The organism is Methylobacterium sp. 37f, from assembly GCF_023093475.1.
In the GTDB taxonomy this organism is placed as follows: Bacteria; Pseudomonadota; Alphaproteobacteria; order Rhizobiales; family Beijerinckiaceae; genus Methylobacterium.
The window spans coordinates 20,369-41,852 of record NZ_JAGHKN010000014.1; the positions used below are offsets into that span (position 1 = coordinate 20,369).

The following is a 21,484-nucleotide window of genomic DNA, read 5'->3' on the forward strand; positions in this document are numbered from 1 at the left end:
CGATTGAGAATTACGGGGTGGGAGCGGGGTTGCTGGCCCAGACGTTCTGCTGAGCCTTTACCGCTTTGATCACTGCGTTGCCGTCGAGACCGGCATCGCAGATGATCTCCATTCGCCCGTTCACAAACCGCACAATGGCTAGGGCAAAGTCGCTCTCGAACGTGAGCGACTTTGCCACTTCAGGATCCAGTTCACAAAGCCCGTGGGCCTTGTAAGCAGCCTCCTTGTCAGCCGCTGGCCATTTGTCGCCCCGCTTCCGCTTGGGTGGGTTACGCCGATCCTTGTTCGCCGCCTCCAAGCCTCTGAGCCGGGTCTGGCCCGTCTTAGAGAACTTGTAGTCCTGGATGAACTTCTCGCTGTCCTCTGGGCTGATACCGAGGGCGATCAATTCGGCGATCACCACCGCATACTTGAGGCTGCTGGGGTTCGGGTACCACTTACGCAGATTGGGAATGTTCTCAAAGGTCACAGTCTTCTCAGCCAGGTCCGCCCAGTGCCCATCCATTACGCGAACGAATGGATAGTACTCGTTGGCCCCGGCTCGAGCCGGTGTCACCTGATGGCGAACTCGCTCCTTGTCGAAAGCAGCAAGGTTCTTCTTGTCCCTTTGGATTTCAAGAATGGCCCTGTACATCAACGAGACGCGATGGCCCGCCATATCGATGTTCGCGAGAGAGTGAGCGGCTGCCACCGTATTGATGGCAACGATGCTCGCACCCACGTTGAATTGGGTGCTCCCCTTTTGCTGACCCAGGGCCTCCATGAGGGAGGACTTGAGATCAACGGTCTTCGTATCAACAACAGCGGTGGTCATGAGACTTACTACCAACAAGTTTGTGGGTTGATGAGATGTCCCAACAACGAGGGCCTTGCGGCCTTATCGGTGTTGGTTCCCGTCAGTGCTCACGGCGCAGGGTGTAACCCCGTGCCACTTGTTGATTTTTTCGGTCGCCTGATCCTCGTTGCTGGCGACCCCTGCTTTATGCCAGCAGTCGCGCGGCAGATCAAGAACAACTTTTGCCAAATGGCCTGTTTGTGCTTGGTTAACCTTGCGATGTGGACACGCGATAGGGTGCGCGTGGGTGCAAGGGCTTTGACGCGGAGTTAAGCAGGCGCGACAGGTGCAGAAGGCAGAAAATTTTGGAGCGAATACTAATCCCGCGAGGGTTGCCCTACTGAAGAAATTCAGCCTTAGCGTGTAACTGCAAAGCGAAAATTCAAAGATACTGTTGCACGAAAACCCCTGGACGACGCGTAGACTTTATTTTCAAGTATGCAAAAGGGGGTAGCCAAGCATGCGCAGCGAATTCGTCAGATCAGTTTCTTTTATTGCTGTTAGCCTGCAGTTGGCAGCATGCGCTACGCCATATGAAGTGGTTGATCCCGCACAAGGTATCGCGGTGCCTCGCATCTTGAAATCAATAAAATGCGAAATGATTACTTTCCTTGAGACAAATAGACAGCAGAGAGAATACTTTGGAAATTTCTATCGCGCGGGTAATCCAAGAGCCTACGAACATCCTTACATAGATATTGCTGACGATTTGTTCGCCGGAATTTATGTCAATCTCAAGGAAGTCGATGTGAAATCATTGACTGTTGGATTTAATCGCATTTCAAGGCTAGGTGACTTCAAATCCTTAACGCTCGGGGCGGGACCTTCGGCAACACTCACCGATACTTTCGAAGTTAAACAAAATTTTGCTTTGCTGCAAAGTGCAAAGATATACCGCCCTTCCTATCACACTTCATATATCAAGGAACATAGGCCATCGGCGCCAGATTTTGATTGCTATAAAGGCTTGCCGGAAGGAAAAGATCTTGATTTTAGGCGTGTGGCCGCAAATGAATACGGTTCTGACTTTCAGCGAATTCGCATTAGCGCAGATCTCACGCTGTCATCTTGGCTCCAAGGCCTCACTGCCAATATGGCTAAAAACTATCTCACTTCAGTTGACAACAAAGAAATACTTGCTCCAGGACAGATTTCTTATGAATTTTCGCTGAGTTATAAACTAGGTGTTGATGGAAGATACGAATTAATCGCACAGGTGTGGAACCCGCTCAGTGTTGAGCCCACCGTATCTTTGGAACGTACCAGCACCTTCAGGTTCATCTTCAACACCAACTACGCACCCATTTCTGTAGCCGCAGATGGAGGAGCGGTCGGTGTTACAAAAATCCCGTGTCCTGCAACCACGAAGTTTGCATTCGGTGACTGCGACCTAAATCAGGGCCATGGCCGATCGACTTTCGGTCGGCGTAGTCGTGGGCGTATCGCGGGATCGACCGTTTCCCCTCCAAGTGATGACCGCACGCCGTTCGACAGAAAGAACAATCCCGAGGTATTTTTTACGCTGCCGTTTGGCCTCCCGCTCACCTCTTTACCCCGGCGGTAAGCGCACAAAACAGCGAAGTAGAACTATAAACTAAGCATGCTTTCCGCTCTGCATGCCGCGCACCTCGATTTGGCTGCGCTGCATGTTGCGCCATGCACGCCAAGCGCGGGAACTACTGAACACTCTGCGGAAAGCGTGTCCGTCGATCTCACCCCACACAGTAAGCGCGTCCGCGCTAGTATTCTGTACCGGCTTAAAGCCACCTTTCCGGCTGCGTCCTACCACTTCAACTGCGTTTGCATTGCACATTGTCTACTCCATTGCGTTGCCGCAAAGTCAGTAGACTGTCTTTCTCCTTCCAGAGCGAGCCACTTAGGAAAAAAATCCGCTCTATAGCCAGCCTTTTCTTGTTCTCACCGTTCGCGTGATCACAGGTGTTAACTCAGGCTTAAAACTGGCTTGCGAGCAGGCTCAAAACCTCACACTAGTGCATGTGCAATCGCACGCGCTTGGAGACGCGGGCGTTGACGGCATCGATCGCCTCGGCGAGGTCGGCCGGGTAGAGGTCCGGTCCCGCGCCCCCGAAGGCGCCGTTCAGCATGCGGATGATCTCGGCCGATTCGTTCGACACGATGGTGGCGCGCCGCTTGTCCCACAGCACCGGCACGGTGACGCGGCCGGTGAAGCCGGGATCGTTCCGGAGGTAGACCTCGTAGAGACGGGCCGCACCGTTGACGGTGTCGGGGGTGGCGCCGGGCGAGTCGCCGAAGACCCAGCCCTCCGCCCCCATATGCGGGTCGACCACCGAGACCGAGATCGCGTCCTCCAGGCCCTTGAGGGCGCGCACGATCAGGGTGCGGTGGGCCCAGGGGCAGGCGAGGGAGACGTAGAGGTGGTAGCGCCCGGCCTCGGCCGGAAAGCCGCCCGCCCCGGTCGGTCCGGGGGCGCCGTCCGCCGTCACCCAGTTGCGGAACTTGGCGTCGGTGCGCTTGGTGTCATACCAGGTGTCCTGCCAGACCCCGTCGACGAGCAGCCCCATGATCCTGTCCCTTCGTCACGCCTGAGGCCCAACATGGGCGTTCAGGCCTGGACGGGAAGTCCCTCAGGCGTCTCGCCCTCTGGTGCCTGGACCGGCGGCGCCACCGGATCGGCGGCGGCCAGGTGCTGGCCCGTCTGATAGGTGGCGATGTCGAAAGTGTCGTCCGGCAGCCGGGTGACGAAGCGCTCCGCCATCTCGAACAGCAGCAGATCGGGCTTCACCCGCTCGACATAGGCCCAGTCGATGCTCGACGACCACACGAAGTGAACCTCGCGAAAACTCTCGGCGAGGATGCCGGTCAGCATGATCGGCGCGAAATGCGCGTAGGAATCGCCGAACAGCACGAGGGTGCGGGGATCGATGTCGGGACGGTCGTTGCGGAAGCACACATGGGCGCCGACATGCAGGTCGGGGGCGCGGCCGGCAGCCTCGTAGGCGGCGACCAGGGGGCTGGCGTAGACGCGCTGCGCGTCGCGGTCGAGGACGGCGTGGCTCGCGGTCTCGACCGGCTTGTCCGGCAGCTTCTCGCCCAGGTCGCGCACCCGCGTGGTCTCGTAGCGCTGGCGCGCGTCGAGATCGGCCGGGGGCACGGCCCCGCAGGCCCGCATCAATTCGCGGTAGGCGAAGCGGCAGCCCTCGTAGTTCCAGTGCGTGTCGGTGCGGTAGTACAGCGGCACCGGCCCGTCGCGGGCCGCCCGCATCGGCGACAGCAGGTCGACATAGGCGGGGTTGTTGATGAGGCGCCGCCCCAGCACCCGGGCGGGGGATTGGCGCGGATCGTAGCGCAGATCCACGGTGCGGTCGTCGTAGACCGACAGCTTCTCCGGCACGACCACGTGCAGGTAGCGGATGCCGAGCGCCTGGGCGCGGGCGGCCCGCGTCTCGATGAGCTTGACCCAGCCGCGCAGGCGCCACCAGCGGGACAGGGTGGCGCGATACTGCTCGAGGACCCCGTTGGTGCCTCCGATCAGGAAGAGCCAGCCATCCCGCCCCACATGTACGATCTCCCGGTGTCTGCGCCGCATGGGGGCTGTCTACCCGGCCCGGGCGCCTCTGAACAGGTCGGACGCTCGGGCCGGGACGATGGCGCCCCACGCGAAACCTGGCCCGGCCGAGCCTTGGCGCACGCAAGCCTTGGCCCGCCCGAGACTTGGCCCGCCCGAGACTTCGCCTAACCCGAGACTTCGCGCGCCGGAGACATCGCCCGCCCGAGCCTTGGCCCGTCCAAGCCCTGGAATGCGGCCGCGGCCGCGCCATCTCGAACGGATCATGACAGACCGCAGCCCGACGCCCGACCCGCTGATCCTCACCCTGGCGATGGAGCCCCACGCCTTCGCGCGCTTCGACGGCCTGCGGCGCCGGCACTTCCCCAAGGCGCTGAACCACATCCCCGCCCACGCGACCCTGTTCCATCACCTGCCGGGCCTGAGCGAGCCGGGTATCGTCGAGACCCTGGCGGCACTCATGCGCAGCCAGACGCCGCCGGAGGTGGCGGTGACCGGCCTGCGCTTCACCGGGCGAGGGGTGGCCTACGTGCTGGCCTCGGACGCCCTCTCGGCCTTCCGGGCTCGCCTCGCCGAGCAGTTCGAGTCCCTGGAAGACGGCTTGACCGCGCAGGACCGGCAGGGCTGGCGCCCGCACGTCACGGTGCAGAACAAGGTCGACCCGGCCACCGCGCGGGCCCTGCACGCCGAACTCGAGGCGGAATTCACGCCGTTCCGATTCACGGCGCCCGGCCTGCTGCTGTGGCGTTATCTCGGCGGCCCCTGGGAGCGCCGGGCCAGCGTTTCGTTCGGGTAGGCCCATCAGGCTTCGAGGGGCGAGCGACCGATGAGAGACGTCGCGCGCTCAGAAACCGTGTCGGGATGGAGCCTTGTCCGCCGTTCGTCTATGCCGAACGGCTCCGTGAGCGGGGCGTTGGTGTCTCGGGGAGCTTTCGCGCCGTCGGAGGCCTCCCGCGCCGGCACGCTCCCGGTCCCGACCGACGCACGATCCATAGAAGTCGCCCGCATGAACGTCCTGCCCTCCGGCTACCGGAACAACCCGCTCGTCACGCGGGTGAACGCCCTGCGGTTGGCCCTTCGCCTCAACGAGGTCGGCCCCGTCATCGCGCTGCTGGCGGTCAGCCTGCTCGGCTACGGCTTCTTCGCCCTGGCCAACGAGGTCGGCGAGGGCTCCACCGCCGCCCTCGACCGCAAGGTCCTGCTGGCCCTGCGCAACCCGGCCGATCTTTCGGACCCGATCGGACCGCGCTGGCTGGAAGAGACCATGCGCGACATCACCGGGCTCGGCAGCGTCTTCACCATCGTGTTCGTGACGGCGGCGGCCTGCGCCTACCTGGCGATGACGGGGCGCCGGCGCATCGCCGTCTTCGTGGTCGCGGCGATCGGCGGCGGCGAACTCGCCTCGACGGTGCTGAAGCTGTTCTACCACCGGCCGCGGCCGGACCTCGTGCCCCACGGCATGGAGGTGTTCACCGCGAGTTTCCCGAGCGGGCACGCCATGATGTCGGCCATCGCCTACCTGACCCTGGCCAGCCTGATCGCCCGCGTCGACCGCCAGCGCGCCGTCAAGCTGCTGGTGCTGATCATCGGCGTCTCCACCACCCTGCTGGTCGGCATCAGCCGGATCTATCTCGGGGTGCATTGGCCGAGCGACGTGGTGGCGGGCTGGTGCGTCGGCGCCGCCTGGGCCGCCCTGTGCTGGTTCGTCGCCCTGGTCCTGCAGGAGCGCGGCGAGGTGGAGGCTCCGACCGGCTCCGGCGACCCTTCCCGGGACGCTTGAACGCCCGCCCGGCCGGGCGGGGCACCCGGCAAGGAGGTCGGCAAGGGGTCGGAACTCGCCCCGCCGGGCTGACGTTCCCGGGGGACAGGCGACCTGCGGCCCCCGCGCTTCGGGGCTCCCGGACGCCGCTCCCTCCCCGGAACCCGCAGCGAGTTTCATGACGGATGACCTCCCGCTCTCCCGCCGCAACGTCCTTCGGGCCGGCAGCGCCACGCTGACCGGCCTCGCCCTCGGGGCGACGAGCGCGGCCGCGCAATCCGGACCGCCCGGTCCCTCGGTTCCGGCCGATACCGGCGCGGTTCAGGGCGGCAAGGTGCTGTTCCCGAACTGGCGCGGCCCGGGAGACCGGGCGCCTCCGCCGCCGCCGGCTCCCATGCCGCCGGGCAAGCGGGTGGGCTTCGCCATCGTGGGCCTCGGGCGGCTCAGCCTGGAGGAGATCCTGCCGGCCTTCGGCGAGACCAAGCGCGCACGCGTGGTGGCGCTGATGTCGGGCACGCCGGCCAAGGCCAAGCTCGTCGCCGAGCAATACGGGATCGCGCCGGAGGCGGTCTACGGCTACGACGAGTGGGACCGGCTGGCGAAGGATCCGGCGATCCAGGCCGTCTACGTGGTGACGCCGAACGCCATCCATCGGGGCGATGTGCTGGCCGCCGCCAAGGCCGGCAAGCACGTGGTGTGCGAGAAGCCGATGGCGAATTCCTCGGCCGAGGCGCGCGACATGATCGCGGCCTGCGCGGCGGCCAAGGTCAAGCTGATGATCGCCTATCGCTGCCAGTACGAGCCCTATAACCGCGAGGTGGTGCGGCTCGCCCGCTCCGGCGAATTCGGCAAGCCGCGCCTGATCCAGGCCTTCAACGGCCAGACCACCGGTCTGCCGCAGCAATGGCGCCTCAAGAAGGCGCTGGCGGGCGGGGGCGCCCTGCCGGATATCGGGCTGTACTGCCTCAACGGCGTGCGGGCGCTGACCGGCGAGGAGCCGGTCTCGATCGACGCGCAGATCCACTCGCCTCCGGGCGACGCGAAATTCGCCGAGGTCGAGGAATCCGTCTCCTTCACCCTGCGCTTCCCGTCCGGCCTTATCGCCCAGTGCATGACGAGCTACGGCGTGCACGAGTCGCGTCGGCTCCAGCTCCACACCGAACGGGCCGACATCGATCTCCAGAACGCCTTCGCGTATCGGGGCCAGCGCCTCGTGGTGGCACGGCCGGACGGAGCGGTGGAATCGCAGGACATCCGCATCCTGCCTCAGAAGAACCAGTTCGCCCTCGAAATCGACCACATGGCCCGCTGCATCCAGGAGGACCGGCGCCCCCGTACCCCCGGTGAGGAGGGCCTTCAGGACCATGTCCTGATGGAGGCGATCTACGAGGCGGCGCGCACGGGACGGCCGGTCACCGTCGGCCCGCCGGCCGGCGCGCCGGGCGGCCTCGATGTCACACGCGGGCCGGAACTCGACGACGCGGGCTGATCCGGCCGCCAGACGGTTGCCAGTCCGTCATTTGAAACGAATAGGCTCAGATCGCGGCGGCACCCCAGCGCCCCGGGATGACGAGACGCTTGGCCCCCCATCACCTCCCTTTCCTCCGGCAACGGCCGATGACGGCCTTCGCCGGAGGGATTCTCCTGCTCTGCCACCTGGCGGGGCTCGCGCGGGCCGAGACGCCGGCCGAGACGGCCGCGCGCCTGGCGCTCGAAGGCCGCGCCATCGGCTCGCCCCGGGGCGCCGGCGGCGATCCGCAGACTTCGGTCGCCCAGTCGGTCACCTCGTCGCGCCCATCGGCCAACCTCGACACCTCGATCGCCGACCAGCTCGGTCCCTATGCCGACCCGTTCGGATTCCGGGCCTACCTCAAGGATCGCGGCGTCACCTACAGTCTGACCTACATCGCCGAGAGCCTCGGCAACGTCTCGGGCGGCCTGCGCCGGCGCGGCATCACCGAAGGACTGCTCGATCTCGAGATCGACGTCGATCTCGGACCCCTGATCGGCTGGCAGGGGGGTGCGCTCCACACCAACCTGTTCCAGATCCACGGTGCCGGCCTCTCGCGCAGCGCGATCGGCAACCTCATCACGGTGAGCGGCATCGAAGCACTGCCGTCCTCGCGGGTCTACGAATTGTGGTTCGAGCAGAAGGCCTTCGGAGACCAATTCGGCCTGAAGATCGGGCAGATCGCCGCCGACACCGAGTTCGCCGTGACCCAGACCGGCACGGTGTTCGTGAATTCCACTTTCGGCTGGCCCAACAACATGGCGGTGGTGATCCCGAGCGGCGGGCCGATCTACCCCCTCGCGGTGCCGGGCGTACGGGCCAAATACGTGCCCAATGCCAATCTGTCGTTCCAGGTCGGGGTGTTCGACGGCGATCCGGCCGGGCCGGCGCGCGGAAGCCGTGATCCCGACCCGCAAAGGCGCAACCGCACCGGCACCAACTTCCGCACCACCGATCCCGCCCTGGTGATCGCGGAGGCCTCCTACGCCTACAACATCGCGCCCGGCAGTGCCGGAGAGGCCGGGACGGTGACGCTGGGCGGCTGGTACCATTTCGGCCGCTTCGACCACCTGCGTTTCGACGGGGACGGCGTGTCGCTCGCCGATCCGGCCAGCTCCGGGATCGCCCGGCGCTTCCGGGGCCAGGCCGGCCTCTACGGCCTGATCGATCAGACCGTCTATCGCGAGCCCGACGACCCGAACGACGGCGCCAGCGTGTTCGTGCGCGTCTCGGGCTCCCAGGCCGATCGCAGCCTCGTGGATGTCTACGCCGATATCGGCATCGCCTATAAGGGGCTGCTCCCCGGCCGCTCGGACGACACGGTCGGCCTCGCCTTCGGCCTGTCGCGGATTTCGCCCCAGGCCCGGGGCCTCGACACCGACACCGTCCTGGCGACCGGGGTCGCCAGGACGCGCCGAAGCAGCGAGGCGGTGCTGGAGGCGACCTACCAGGCCGTGCTCGGCCCCGGCATCACCCTGCAGCCGGATTTCCAGTACGTCTTCCGCCCCGGCGGCGGCCTCCCGAACCCGCGCGACGCCAACGGCGCCCGCATCCGCAACGCGGCGGTGTTCGGGCTGCGGGGGACGATCCGGTACTGAAGCCTATTCGGCCGCCGGCGTGTGCAGGGACAGGAGCCGGGCGGTGCGGGCATGGTCCACGGCGCGACCGGTCTCGGGGCCGGCATCCCCGAGGGTGCGACGCTCGTCGTTGATCGCAGCATGGACCGCGTCGATGGCGAGGATGAGGGCGCTCACCGTGCGGTTGTCGATGTTGCGCTCGCGGGCATGCTGTACGACGTCGGCCACGAGGTCGTCGGTCTCGCGCACCAGTCCGTCGAGATCGGCCTTGCAGGTCGAGGCCCGGACCTCGCGCAGGATGTCGAGCAGCCGGTCGAGGACGACGTCGATGCGCTCCCGGCGCTTGCGGGCGAGGCGCTGGGCGAGCCAGGCCACGCCCGAGCCGACGGTGCCGCCGAAGAAGGCGAGCAGGTAGATGTAATCCTCGTAGCGCTCGAAGACCGTCTGCTGCTCGCGCTCGAAGTAATCCACCGCGCCGGGGTGGTTCGGCAGGCGGGCGCTGGTGGCCGCCACCGTCGAGTCGAAATCGGGCGCCTTCATCAGGTTGGCGATCGGCGCCCGCGGCGCCAGCTTCGAGCGCCACTCGAACAGGTGCTGGGTCACCGACGCCACGGTGAAGCGGCTGACGCCGCCCCGCGCCATCAGGCGGTAGGAGGCGCCCACGGTCTTCACGTCCTCGTCGGGGCGCTTGGGGCGTCCCCCGAAGGTCCCGGCGGGAATCGTCACCGACTGCAATTCCGGCATCCGCTGGATGATCGCCTCGCCGTCGGGGACCGAGACGAAGTTGATCTTCTTGTCGACCGAGGCCGCCTCCACCGCCCGCACCGTCGTGATCGCCGCCTTCGAGGCCGGGGCGGCGATGACCGCCACCGCATCGACGCGGCCCTCGGCGATGGCGCTCGTCACCTCCTGGGGCGTGAGCGGGACCAGCGCCACGCGGGCCGGCCCGACGCTCCCCTCGGGGACCGTCTCGGCCGCCGGCTGAGAGACGAAATCGTAGAAGGCGAGGAGATTGGTCAGGAACGGCAGGTCGGCGGCGTGGCGCTCGACTACGCCGAGGCGCTTGCGCGCGAGATCCGGGAAGTTTTCGAGGCCGGCCGCTTCCGGCGCGGCGATCAGCAGGGCCTCGTCGTGCAGGATCGCCAGGGTCAGCCCGTTCTCGGGCAGGAGCACGTCCGGACGCACCACGGCGAGATCGGCCTTGTTGCGCTGAAGCGCCTCGGCGCTGTCGCGGACGTCGTCGTAGAAATCGAGTTTGAGGCGGACATCCTCGCGGCCGCGGGCCAGCGCCTGGGCGTAGGTCTGGAGCAGCGTCGCCTCGGCGCCGTCACGGGGGCCGACCGCCACCGTGAGGGTGGTCGGACGCGAGAGATAGACCAGCATGCCCGCCACCAGGGCGAAGCCCAGGGCCAGGAGAACGAGGAGCCACTCGCGTCTCACGACGATTGCCGGCATGGCAGGATCGAGCCTTTATCCAGCGTGATCACCATATCTGCCGAGCCCACTTCCGCAACCCGTCCGGATCGTGAAGAACCGATGACACCGCGAAACGTTGCGCCCCGCCGGTCCGCCCCGGATGGATCGACCGAGGCGAAGCCGCCGCCCCCCGTCACGCCCGCCTATCTCGAGCGGGCCGCCCTGCATTATCTCGAACGCTACAGCGCCTCCGTGGCGATGCTGCGGCAGACCCTGAAGCGGCGCGTCGACAAGCGCTGCCGCCTGCGCGGCGAGGAGGCGGGCGCCTTCGCCGAGGCGATCGAGGCCACGGTCGCCCGCGCCGTCAGCGCTGGCCTGGTCGACGATGCCCGCTTCACCGCCGGCCGCCTCGCGGCCCTGCGCCGGCGCGGCGCCTCCGCCCGCGCCCTGTCGGCCAAGCTCGCCGCCAAGGGCGTGTCGCGCGAGCAGGTGGCGAGCGCGATGGAGCACGAGCGCGAGACGGCGGACGAGGGCGTCGACCTCGAGGAGGCGGCCGCGCAGGCCTATGCCAAGCGCCGCCGGCTCGGCCCCTGGCGGCGGCCCGGGACCCGCGAGGCCCATCGCGACCGGGACCTCGCCGCGATGGCGCGGGCCGGCTTCGGCTACGCCCTGGGACGGCGGGTGATCGAGGCCGAGGATGGCGGCGAGGCGGACGTCTGAGGCTGCGACATCGCGCCAGCGGACGAGGCGGGAATTCGCGCGCGAAAACTTGAACGAAAGGCGAACGAGGCGCATTTCGTGTCGATGGACGAACTCCTCGCGAAGAAGCTGCGCATCCTCGCCGATGCCGCCAAGTACGACGCCTCGTGCTCGTCGTCCGGGGCGCCCAAGCGCACGGCCGGCAAGGGTGAGCTCGGCTCGACCACCGGCGCCGGCATCTGCCACGCCTATACGCCGGACGGGCGCTGCATCTCGCTTCTGAAGATCCTGCTGACGAATTACTGCCTGTTCGACTGCGCCTACTGCGTCAACCGGCGCTCCTCCAACGTGCAGCGGGCGAAATTCACCGTCGAGGAGGTCGTGACCCTCACGGTGGAGTTCTACAAGCGCAACTACATCGAGGGCCTGTTCCTTTCGTCGGGCATCATCAAGTCGCCCGACCACACCATGGAACTGCTGACGCGGGTGGCCAAATCCCTGCGGCGCGACCACGGTTTTCGCGGCTACATCCACCTGAAGTCGATCCCGGAGGCGAGCCCCTGGCTGATCGAGGAGGCGGGCCTCTATGCCGACCGGCTGTCGATCAACGTCGAACTGCCCACCGAGGCGAGCCTGGAGCGCCTGGCCCCCGAGAAGGACGGCGCCGTCATCCAGAACGCCATCGCGCAGATCGGCGAGCGCATCGCCGAGGCGAAATCCGAGAAGCGCCGGTTCTCGCCGGCCGGACAATCGACGCAGGTCATCGTCGGGGCCGACGCCACCACCGACGAGGCGCTGATCCGCAAGAGCGCGCTGCTCTATGGCTCGTACAACCTCAAGCGGGTCTATTACTCGGCCTTCAGTCCGATTCCCGACGGCTCCACCATCCTGCCGCTGGCCGCGCCCCCGCTCCAGCGCGAACACCGTCTGTACCAGGGCGACTGGCTGCTGCGGTATTACGCCTTCACGCCCGACGACGTGGCCGACGCCACCGAGAACGGCATGCTCTCCCTCGACATCGACCCGAAGCTGGCCTGGGCTCTGAAGCACCGGGCGCGCTTTCCCGTCGACGTGAACGCCGCCGACCGCGAGATGCTGCTGCGGGTGCCGGGTCTCGGGGCGCGCGCCGTCGACAAGATCATCCGCGCCCGGCGCCACACGCGCCTGCGTCTCGACGACGTCGCCCGCCTGACCTCGGCCCTCAAGCGGGCAAGGCCCTTTCTCATCGCCGCCGACTATCACCCGGCGGGCGGGCTCACCGACCGGCTCGATCTTCGGGCACGGTTGGCCGACCCTCCGAAGCAGCTGAGCCTGTTCTGAGGATGAAGACGCGAGCGCCCTCCGATCCGACGGTGGAGGACGGCCATACCCAGACAGCACGCGGGCAGCACGGTGCCCCTCTCCCGAAAGAAGAGGGCCGGGGCGACTCGCCTGCGGAGGGCGGCGGGTTCGGGACCTCGTCCCTCGACGCCGTTGATCTGCGACCGGGCGCCGATCTCGACGGCTTCCGCGGCGCAGCCCGCCGTCTCGCGGGTCGGGGCGTTCCGCCGGAGCGGGTGTTGTGGTCCATCGGAGAGACGCCTGGGCTGTTCGGGGCGCAGGGTCCGGCCCTGGCCGACGACCCACCCTTGAGCCTGCCGCGCGGGGTCGGCGCGATGGTCGGCAGGGTGGTGCCGCACCGCGACCCGGAGCGCTATGCCCTGCTCTACGGGCTGATCTGGCGTATCCTGCACGGGGAGCGCCGGCTCCTGGAGGTGTCGAGCGATCCCCTGGTCCATCGGCTCGAGCGGATGGGCAAGGCCATCGCCCGCGACCTGCACAAGATGCACGCCTTCCTGCGCTTCCGCCGGGTCGAGGGCGACGGTCCGGAGCGCTTCGTGGCGTGGTTCGAGCCCGACCATCACATCCTGGGAGCGGCCGCCCCGTTCTTCGTCGAGCGTTTCCGCTCCCTGAACTGGACCATCCTGACGCCGGAGGGCTCGGCCCGCTGGGACGGCACCAGCCTCGCCTTCGGTCCGCCGGGGCGACGCGAGGACGCACCCGAGGCGGACGGCTTCGAGGCGGGCTGGCGCGATTACTACGAGAGCACCTTCAATCCCGCCCGCACCAACCTCGCGGCGATGCGGGCGGAGATGCCGAAGAAGTACTGGCGCAACATGCCGGAGACCGCCGCGATTCCGGGCCTCGTCCGGCAGGCGGCGGCCCGCACGGGCGCCATGATCGAGAGGGAGCCGCAAATGCCGGTCAAGCGCAATCCCGCCCGCGCCGTGGCGGCCATGGCCGATCAGGCCCCGGATTCGCTGGAGGCGCTCAACGCCGTCATTCGGCGCTCGGAGCCGCTGGTGCCGGGCGCGACCCAGGCCGTTCTCGGCGAAGGCCCGGTCGGCGCCACCATCGCTTTCGTGGGTGAGCAGCCCGGCGACCAGGAAGACCGCCAGGGACGGCCCTTCGTGGGGCCGGCGGGGCAGTTGCTGGCCCGCGCGATGGGCGAGGCGGGAATCGTGCGCGGCGCGGCCTACCTCACCAATGCGGTCAAGCACTTCAAGTTCGAGGAGCGCGGCCAGCGCCGCATTCACCAGAAGCCCACCGCCGGCGAGGTCAGCCATTATCGCTGGTGGCTGGAGCGGGAACTCGACTTCGTCGCGCCCAAGCTCGTGGTGGCGCTCGGCGCCACCGCCGTGCTGGCCCTGACCGGCAAGGCGATCCCGATCACCCGGGCGCGCGGCCCCGCCGACTTCGCCAAGCCGTTCCAGGGCTTCATCACGGTGCACCCGTCCTATCTGCTGCGCCTGCCGGACGCCGCGAAGGCCGAGGCCTACGCCGCCTTCGTCGACGACCTGCGCCGGGTCCACGATCTCGGGCAATCGCTGGCGGCCTGAGGCCTCGTCCGAACTCTCATCGAGTCCTTCGGAGAGGCATCACCGTCGCGATGGCGGAGTTCGATCCCGCTTACGCGCTGCACGGGCTCGCCGACAGGCCGCCCGTGTCGAGCGAACGGACGCCCTGTCAGGCTCCCTCCTCCTTGTGCGGGCGCAGTTCCGGCGTGACCTGATCGATGGCGGTCTCCACCGGCGCCGAACGGCTCTCGACGCGCGTGCTGTCGACGAAGATGCGGGCCTCGCCCTCCTTCAGGCCGAGGCTGCGCAGGGCGTAGAGGGTCATGCCGAAGGCCAGTTCGCGCTCGGCCATCAGGACGAGACCGACGCCCTGCTCCTCGAAGTGGCGGCGCTCGCCGTCGTTGTGGGTCCGCACCAGCGTGTCGATGTCGGGCCGGGCCTCGCGGGCCAGTTCGACGATGCGCCGGGCCGTGTGCACCTCGGGGGTCGCCACCACGATGAGCCGGGCCTGGGCGATGTCGGCGGCCTGGAGGATACCCGGCGCGGTGGCGTCGCCGAACACCGCCTCGATCCCCTCCTGGCGCAGATCCAGCACCCGACGCCGGTCGCGGTCGAGGACGATGTAGGGCAGGTCCCAGGCCTTGAGGGCCTTGCCGATGGTGCTGCCGACCCGGCCGTAGCCGATGATGATCGCGTGGCCGCGATGGGGCTCGCCCTCGGTCGACACCGCCAGCGTCGCGACATCCTTGCGCTGGAAGCGGGCGGCGAGGTCGGGCCGCTCCGCGACCTTGCGCCCGACCCAGTCGGTGAGCGCGAAGAACAGCGGGTTGAGGGTGATCGACAGGATGGCGCCGCCGAGAATGAGGTCGCGCCCCTCCTCCGGCAGGAGCTTCAGCGACAGGCCGAGGCTGACGAGGATGAACGAGAACTCGCCGATCTGGGCCAGGCTCGCCGCGATGGTGAGGGCGGTGCCGAGCGGATGCTTGAAGGCCAGCACGATCGCCACCGCCGCCAGCGACTTGCCGACCAGGATGACGCCCAGCACGGCCAGCACCGAGAGCGGCTCGCGGATCAGGATGCCGGGATCGAACAGCATGCCCACCGAGACGAAGAACAGCACCGCGAAGGCGTCCTGCAGCGGCAGCGAATCCGCCGCCGCCTGATGGCTGAGGTCGGATTCGGCGAGCACCATGCCGGCGAAGAAGGCGCCGAGCGCGAACGAGACGCCGAAGAGTTCGGCCGAGCCGAAGGCGATGCCGAGGGCGAGCGCCAGCACCGCCAGGGTGAAGAGCTCGCGCGAACCGGTGCGCGCCGCCTGGTCGAGGAGCCAGGGCACGAAGCGGCGGCCGCCCACTAGCATCACGGCGGCGAAGACCCCGACCTTGGCGAGGGTGAGCCCGAGGGTGAGCCACAGGTTGCCGTCGCCCGCATGGTGCGCGGCGCCCGCGCCGTCGCCCCCGAGGGACGGGGCGAGCGCCGGCAGCAGAACGAGGGCCAGGACCATCGCCAGATCCTCGACGATGAGCCAGCCGACCGCGATGCGGCCCTTGTCGCTGTCGAGAAGCCGGCGTTCCTCGAGCGCGCGCAGCAGCACCACCGTGCTCGCCACCGAGAGAGCGAGGCCGAAGACGAGGCCGGCCCCGAGGCCCCAGCCCCAGGCCAGTGCCAGGGCGCCCCCCATCGCAGTCGCCGCCACGATCTGCACGATGGCACCCGGCAGCGCGATGGCGCGCACCGCCATCAGGTCCTTGATCGAGAAGTGCAGGCCGACGCCGAACATCAGCAGGATCACGCCGATCTCGGCGAGCTGGCCGGCGAGCTGGCTGTTGCCGACGAAGCCCGGCGTGTAGGGGCCGACCAGGACGCCGGCGAGGAGATACCCGACCAGGGGCGGCAACCGCAGGCGCTGTGCCGCCATTCCGCAGACGAAGGCCAGCACGAGGCCCAGGGCGATGATGGCGATCAGCTCGGTCGCGTGCGGCACGGGTCTGGGTTTCCGGGTCGAGGGACAGGGGCTCAAGGGCCGTGCCGCTTGCCGCCCGCCAGGGCAAGCGGCCAACCGGCTTCACGTCCGAGATGCGCCCGAAATTCCGCAGCCCGCGGCGCCTCGGGTGCCGCGACGCACAACGCTCGGCGCGCGCGGCGGGTTTCGGGGAATAAACCCGCCGCGCGCCGCCGCCTCGCGATTCCGTGAGGGCGGATGAAACTCTCAGCCGCTACGCTCCGTTGTCGAGGCAAGGTATGCGCGCGTGACGAATTCATGCGTCATCTTGCAAGTACGCTCCATCCGGCGGAACAGACGATCGATGACATTACCCGACGAGACATCGACCACCACGAATACAACCAGGGACATGCATTCGACGCTTTGGACCGTCGCGCTCGCCAGCGCATTGCTGGGCTTGGTCGCCCTGCCGCGCCGGACGAGGGGCGCGGTCGCACGGTCTTCTCCAGCGACGCCGAACGACCCGTCCCGCCAGCCTTCTCCCTCCCGCCAGCCTTCCCCATCCCATGCCGGCCCCGAGGCACGGCAGGTGGCGGCGCGGGAGGCCGACCGCGGCCGGGGCGCCCGGACTCCCTCGGACATTCCCGCCAAGGGCTGGAAGGATATCGGCCTGCGGGTGTTCCACGACGTCTCGGAGAACAACATCGTCTCGGTCGCCGCCGGAGTGACGTTCTACGTGCTGCTGGCGATCTTCCCCGCCATCGCGGCCCTGGTGTCCTGCTATGGGCTTGTGGCGGACGTCGTCACCATCAACGAGCACCTGCAGACCCTGCAGGGGGTGGTTCCCTCCGGCGCCCTCGACATCATCGGCGAGCAGGTGAAACGCATCGCCGCCAAGGGCGACACCACGTTGGGGCTGACCTTCTTCACCGGCATCGTGCTGTCGCTGTGGAGCGCCAACGGCGGCATGAAGGCGGTCTTCTCCGCGCTCAACATCGTCTACGAGGAGCGCGAAACGCGCAGCTTCATCTGGCTCAACCTGCGCTCCCTCGCCTTCACGGGCGGCGCGCTGCTGTTCATCATCCTGGCGCTGGTCGGCATCGTCGTGGTGCCGGCCGCGATCAACATCATCGGCTTGAGCTCGGAGGCCTGGTACATCGCCCTGCTGCGCTGGCCGGTGCTGCTCGCCGCCGTACTGGGCGGCCTCGCCCTGCTCTATCGCTACGGCCCGAGCCGCGACGCGCCGCGCTGGCGCTGGGTGACCTGGGGCAGCGCCGTCGCGGCGGTGGCCTGGCTGGTCACCTCGCTCGGCTTCTCCTGGTACGTCGCCAATTTCGGCAAGTACAACGAGACCTACGGCTCGCTGGGCGCCGTGATCGGCTTCATGACCTGGATCTGGATCTCGACCACGATCGTGCTCGTCGGCGCCGAGATCAACGCCGAGATGGAGCACCAGACCGAGGCCGACACCACCCGCGGCCCCGAACAGCCGCTGGGCACCCGCGACGCCCAGATGGCCGATACGGTGGGGGCGGCGACCTGAAGGGAGCCCTTCAGCTCGGCACCGATTTCGAGTACGGTCGCGGCATGGATCGCAGCACAGCCCTTGATATCCTTCGTGCACACGAGGCTGCGTTGCGCGAGCGTGGCGTCCTGCATGCCGCCCTCTTCGGCTCGGTTGCGCGCGGCGAGGCGCATGCCGGAAGCGATCTCGATATTCTGATCGACATCGATGAGACCACCATCCGGGATGTTTACGGATATGTCGGCGTCATCGGGTTCATCGCCGATCTGTTCCCCATCGAAGTGGACGTTGCAACGCGCTCGATGCTGAGACCTCACGTACGTCCCAGAGCCGAGCGCGACGCGATCCATGCTTTCTGAGCGTGGACGTCGCGCCCTTCTCGGCATCATCGAAAACGTCGAGGCCGCTCAGGATTTCACCGCAGACCTGAGCTTCGAAGATTTTGCCGACAACCGGCTCCTCCTCTACGGCGTGACGCGTTGCCTCGAGATCATTTCGGAGGCGAGCCGGCGCGTCGACGAAGAAACACGGAGACGGAACCCCCATATTCCATGGCGGCAGATCGCCGATTCGGGGAACGTCTATCGGCATCGATACGAGCGTGTCTCGGCAAAGCTCCTCTGGGGGACCGTCCATGAGGCATTGCCTGACATTCTCACGGTATGTCGGAACGAACTGCACGCCGACGAATGATTGTCGTGGCGCCATCGCCATTTCCTTTCTCTTTCCATTGATGGATCGATGACCGCTCCCGCCTCCGCTCCCGTCGGCCCCGGCGATCAGATCATCCTGGTCGACGGCTCGTCATTCATCTTCCGGGCCTACTTCCAGTCGATCAACCAGGACCAGAAGTACAACACCCGGCCGTCGGATGGCCTTCCAACCGGGGCGGTGCGGCTGTTCTGCACCAAGATCGCCCAGTTCGTGCAGGAGGGGGCCGCTGGCGTGATGCCGACGCACCTCGCCATCGTGTTCGACAAGTCGGAAGGCTCGTTCCGCAAGGAGATGTTTCCCGACTACAAGGGCCATCGGCCGGATGCGCCGGACGACCTCAAGCGCCAGATGCCGCTGATGCGCGACGCGGTGCGGGCCTTCGGCCTGCAGCCGATCGAGCTGATCCGCTACGAGGCCGACGACCTGATCGCCACCTATTCGCGTCAGGCCGAGGCGCGGGGCGCCGGCGTCATCATCGTGTCCTCCGACAAGGACCTGATGCAGCTCGTCGGCCCTCTCGTGCGGTTCTACGATTTCGAATCCGGCTCCAAGGGCAAGGCCGGCTACCGGCCCGAGCGCAATCTCGACCGCGACGCTATCATCGCCAAGTGGGAAGGCCTTCAGCCGGAGCAGATCGGCGATGCCCTGGCGCTGATCGGCGATACCTCGGACAACGTGCCGGGCGTGCCCGGTATCGGCCTGAAGACGGCCGCCGCCCTGATTAAGGAATACGGCAGCCTCGACGCGCTGCTGGAGCGCGCCGCCGAGATCAAGCAGCCCAAACGCCGCGAAACCCTGCTGGCCAGCATCGATCAGGCCCGGCTCTCGCGAAAGCTGGTGGCGCTCGAAGAGAACGTGCCGGTTCCGATCCCCCTCGACGACCTGCGGCTGCCCAAGCCCGATCCGCAGAAGCTCGTCGGCTTTCTCAAGGCGATGGAGTTCAACACCCTGACGCGGCGCATCGCCCAGATGCTCCATGTCGACCCGGAGGCGGTGCAGCCCGACCCGGCCCTGCTGCCGAACCGGGAGCCCGAGCCCGACGCACCGTTCTTCCCCGACGCTCACGGCGATCCCGTTCCGGTCGATCCCGAGACCGCGTCCGGCGCCGGGCAGGCCGAGGTCGACCCCTTCGCCGATCTCGGCCTGCCCGACGTCGCCCCGAAGCCCCGCGGGTCGTCCGAGCCGACGCCCGCCAACCTCGTGGCGGCCCGGGCGGCGGAATCGGTCAAGCCGTTCGACACGGCGGCCTACGAGACGATCGGGTCGGTCGAACAACTCGATGCCTGGATCGCCGAGGCCGAGGAGACCGGCGTGATCGCCGTCGACACCGAGACGGATTCCCTCGACGCCAACAGCGCCAACCTGGTCGGCATCTCGCTCTGCGTCGCACCGGGCCGGGCGGCCTACATCCCGCTCCGGCACGTGGAGCCCGTGACGGGTGCGGAGGGCGACCTGTTCGGCGACGCCAAGGCGGCCACCGACGTGTTCCAGCCGCTGGCGGGCCAGATCGCCGTCAAGGTCGTGATCGAGCGCCTGAAGCCGCTGCTCGAAAATCCCGGCGTGCTCAAGGTCGGCCAGAACCTGAAATACGACCTCGCCGTGCTCGGCCGCTCCGGCATCCGGGTGGCGCCCTTCGACGACACCATGCTGATCTCCTACGTGCTCGATGCCGGCAAGGGCGGCCACGGCATGGACGAGCTCGCCCGCCGCCATCTCGGTCACCAGCCCATCACCTTCTCGGACGTGGCCGGCACCGGGCGGGCCAAGGTCACCTTCGACCGGGTGCCCCTCGACAAGGCCACCGCCTACGCGGCCGAGGATGCGGACGTCACCCTGCGCCTGTGGCGGATGATGAAGCCCCGCCTCGTGGCCGAGAAGCGGGTCGCGGTCTACGAGACCCTGGAGCGTCCGCTGGTGCCGGTGATCGCCCGGATGGAGGCGGAGGGTATCCGCATCGACCGCAACATGCTGAGCCGCCTGTCGGGCGATTTCTCGCAGATCCTGGTGCGCCTCGAGGAGGAGATCCAGGCGGATGCGGGCGAAACATTCCAGGTCTCGTCGCCGAAGCAGATCGGCGACATCCTGTTCGGCAAGATGGGACTGCCCGGTGCCAAGAAGACGCCGTCCGGGCAGTGGGCCACACCCGCGACCCTGCTGGAGGAGCTGGCCCAGGCCGGTCACGACCTTCCGAAGAAGATCCTCGAATGGCGCCAGCTCGCCAAGCTGAAATCCACCTACACGGATTCGCTGCAGGTCCACGCCAACCGCGAGACCGACCGGGTCCACACCTCGTTCTCGCTCGCCGCCACCACCACGGGCCGGCTCTCCTCCTCGGAGCCGAACCTGCAGAACATCCCGATCCGCACGGAGGAGGGGCGCCGCATCCGCCGCGCCTTCGTGGCCCAGGAGGGCAACCGCCTGATCTCGGCCGATTACAGCCAGATCGAGCTGCGCCTGCTCGCCCACATCGCCGATATCCCACAGCTGCGCCAGGCCTTCGCGGACGGCATCGACATCCACGCGGCCACCGCCAGCGCGATGTTCGGGGTGCCCCTGTCGGAGATGACGCCGGACCTGCGGCGGCGCGCCAAGACCATCAACTTCGGCATCATCTACGGCATTTCGGCCTTCGGCCTCGCCGACCGCCTCGGCATCGGTCGCGAGGAGGCCGGCGCCTTCATCAAGCAGTATTTCGAGCGCTTCCCCGGCATCCGCGCCTATATCGACGACACCAAGCGCCGGTGCCGCGATCTCGGCTACGTCACCACCCTGTTCGGCCGCGTCTGCCACTATCCGCAGATCCGATCGAACAACCCGAACGAGCGGGCCACCGTCGAGCGTCAGGCCATCAACGCCCCGATCCAGGGCTCGGCCGCCGACATCATCCGCCGGGCGATGATCCGGATGGAGGATGCTCTGAAGGCCGAAAAGCTGAACCTGCGCATGCTGCTGCAGGTGCATGACGAGCTGGTGTTCGAGGCCCCCGAGGACGAGGTGGAGAAGGCGCTGCCCGTCATCACCCGCATCATGGTCGAGGCCCCCGCTCCCGCCCTGACCCTGAAGGTGCCGCTGGTGGTCGAGGCCCGGGCCGCCCTGAACTGGGAGGAGGCGCACTGAGAA

Annotated in this window: 16 protein-coding genes and 1 pseudogene; 12 read left to right on the forward strand and 5 right to left on the reverse strand. The window is 67.4% G+C overall.

What is annotated here, in order from left to right; genetic code table 11:
* Positions 1-10: 10 nt before the first annotated feature.
* Positions 11-814, reverse strand: a complete 804-nt coding sequence (locus tag J7U37_RS11580) for a hypothetical protein (protein ID WP_247635825.1) — start codon at positions 812-814, stop codon at positions 11-13.
* A 481-nt stretch (positions 815-1,295) separates the two neighbouring features.
* Between J7U37_RS11580 and J7U37_RS11585 the strand changes: the two genes are divergently transcribed.
* Positions 1,296-2,399: a hypothetical protein gene (locus J7U37_RS11585; protein WP_247635826.1), complete on the forward strand. Its 1,104-nt coding sequence runs from the start codon at positions 1,296-1,298 to the stop codon at positions 2,397-2,399.
* Positions 2,400-2,841: 442 nt separating this feature from the next.
* Here the strand turns inward: J7U37_RS11585 and J7U37_RS11590 are convergent.
* A pseudogene (locus J7U37_RS11590) lies at positions 2,842-3,378 on the reverse strand (glutathione S-transferase family protein); the annotation flags it as partial.
* Positions 3,379-3,419: 41 nt separating this feature from the next.
* Complete coding sequence (locus tag J7U37_RS11595; RefSeq protein ID WP_247635827.1) at positions 3,420-4,403, reverse strand: hypothetical protein; 984 nt, start codon at positions 4,401-4,403, stop codon at positions 3,420-3,422.
* Positions 4,404-4,647: 244 nt separating this feature from the next.
* Between J7U37_RS11595 and J7U37_RS11600 the strand changes: the two genes are divergently transcribed.
* From J7U37_RS11600 to J7U37_RS11615, 4 genes are all read left to right on the forward strand, one after another.
* Positions 4,648-5,178 (forward strand): 2'-5' RNA ligase family protein, encoded by a 531-nt coding sequence (locus J7U37_RS11600; RefSeq protein ID WP_247635828.1) that lies wholly within the window; start codon positions 4,648-4,650, stop codon positions 5,176-5,178.
* A gap of 210 nt (positions 5,179-5,388) precedes the next feature.
* Positions 5,389-6,162: a phosphatase PAP2 family protein gene (locus J7U37_RS11605; protein ID WP_056181716.1), complete on the forward strand. Its 774-nt coding sequence runs from the start codon at positions 5,389-5,391 to the stop codon at positions 6,160-6,162.
* Between the two features lie 157 nt (positions 6,163-6,319).
* Positions 6,320-7,630 (forward strand): Gfo/Idh/MocA family oxidoreductase, encoded by a 1,311-nt coding sequence (locus J7U37_RS11610; RefSeq protein WP_247635829.1) that lies wholly within the window; start codon positions 6,320-6,322, stop codon positions 7,628-7,630.
* A gap of 128 nt (positions 7,631-7,758) precedes the next feature.
* Positions 7,759-9,249, forward strand: a complete 1,491-nt coding sequence (locus J7U37_RS11615; RefSeq protein ID WP_247635830.1) for a carbohydrate porin — start codon at positions 7,759-7,761, stop codon at positions 9,247-9,249.
* A 3-nt stretch (positions 9,250-9,252) separates the two neighbouring features.
* Here the strand turns inward: J7U37_RS11615 and J7U37_RS11620 are convergent, their stop codons facing one another.
* Positions 9,253-10,683 (reverse strand): TAXI family TRAP transporter solute-binding subunit, encoded by a 1,431-nt coding sequence (locus J7U37_RS11620; protein ID WP_056181722.1) that lies wholly within the window; start codon positions 10,681-10,683, stop codon positions 9,253-9,255.
* A gap of 81 nt (positions 10,684-10,764) precedes the next feature.
* Here J7U37_RS11620 and J7U37_RS11625 point away from each other — a divergent pair, with 81 nt between their 5' ends.
* The 3 genes from J7U37_RS11625 (at position 10,765) to J7U37_RS11635 (ending at position 14,222) form a co-directional block, all read left to right on the forward strand.
* On the forward strand, positions 10,765-11,364 hold the full coding sequence (locus J7U37_RS11625) for a regulatory protein RecX (protein ID WP_056181724.1): 600 nt from the start codon (positions 10,765-10,767) through the stop codon (positions 11,362-11,364).
* 84 nt (positions 11,365-11,448) lie between these two features.
* Positions 11,449-12,663, forward strand: coding sequence for a putative DNA modification/repair radical SAM protein (locus J7U37_RS11630; RefSeq protein WP_056181727.1), 1,215 nt, complete (start codon positions 11,449-11,451; stop codon positions 12,661-12,663).
* A 2-nt stretch (positions 12,664-12,665) separates the two neighbouring features.
* Positions 12,666-14,222 carry a UdgX family uracil-DNA binding protein gene (locus tag J7U37_RS11635; RefSeq protein WP_247635831.1) on the forward strand — a complete coding sequence of 519 codons (1,557 nt, stop codon included), beginning with the start codon at positions 12,666-12,668 and terminating at the stop codon, positions 14,220-14,222.
* Positions 14,223-14,349: 127 nt separating this feature from the next.
* Here the strand turns inward: J7U37_RS11635 and ybaL are convergent, their stop codons facing one another.
* Positions 14,350-16,164: a YbaL family putative K(+) efflux transporter gene (ybaL, locus tag J7U37_RS11640; protein WP_247635832.1), complete on the reverse strand. Its 1,815-nt coding sequence runs from the start codon at positions 16,162-16,164 to the stop codon at positions 14,350-14,352.
* A 370-nt stretch (positions 16,165-16,534) separates the two neighbouring features.
* Between ybaL and J7U37_RS11645 the strand changes: the two genes are divergently transcribed.
* The 4 genes from J7U37_RS11645 to polA are packed head-to-tail and all read left to right on the forward strand — an operon-like array spanning position 16,535 to position 21,481.
* Positions 16,535-17,668 carry a YihY/virulence factor BrkB family protein gene (locus J7U37_RS11645; protein ID WP_247635833.1) on the forward strand — a complete coding sequence of 378 codons (1,134 nt, stop codon included), beginning with the start codon at positions 16,535-16,537 and terminating at the stop codon, positions 17,666-17,668.
* 44 nt (positions 17,669-17,712) lie between these two features.
* On the forward strand, positions 17,713-18,009 hold the full coding sequence (locus J7U37_RS11650) for a nucleotidyltransferase domain-containing protein (RefSeq protein WP_056181735.1): 297 nt from the start codon (positions 17,713-17,715) through the stop codon (positions 18,007-18,009).
* Positions 17,999-18,343 carry a HepT-like ribonuclease domain-containing protein gene (locus J7U37_RS11655; RefSeq protein WP_056181738.1) on the forward strand — a complete coding sequence of 115 codons (345 nt, stop codon included), beginning with the start codon at positions 17,999-18,001 and terminating at the stop codon, positions 18,341-18,343. The genes J7U37_RS11650 and J7U37_RS11655 overlap by 11 nt, the downstream gene beginning before the upstream one ends.
* Positions 18,344-18,391: 48 nt before the next feature.
* Positions 18,392-21,481, forward strand: coding sequence for a DNA polymerase I (polA, locus tag J7U37_RS11660; RefSeq protein ID WP_247635834.1), 3,090 nt, complete (start codon positions 18,392-18,394; stop codon positions 21,479-21,481).
* Positions 21,482-21,484 lie beyond the last annotated feature (3 nt).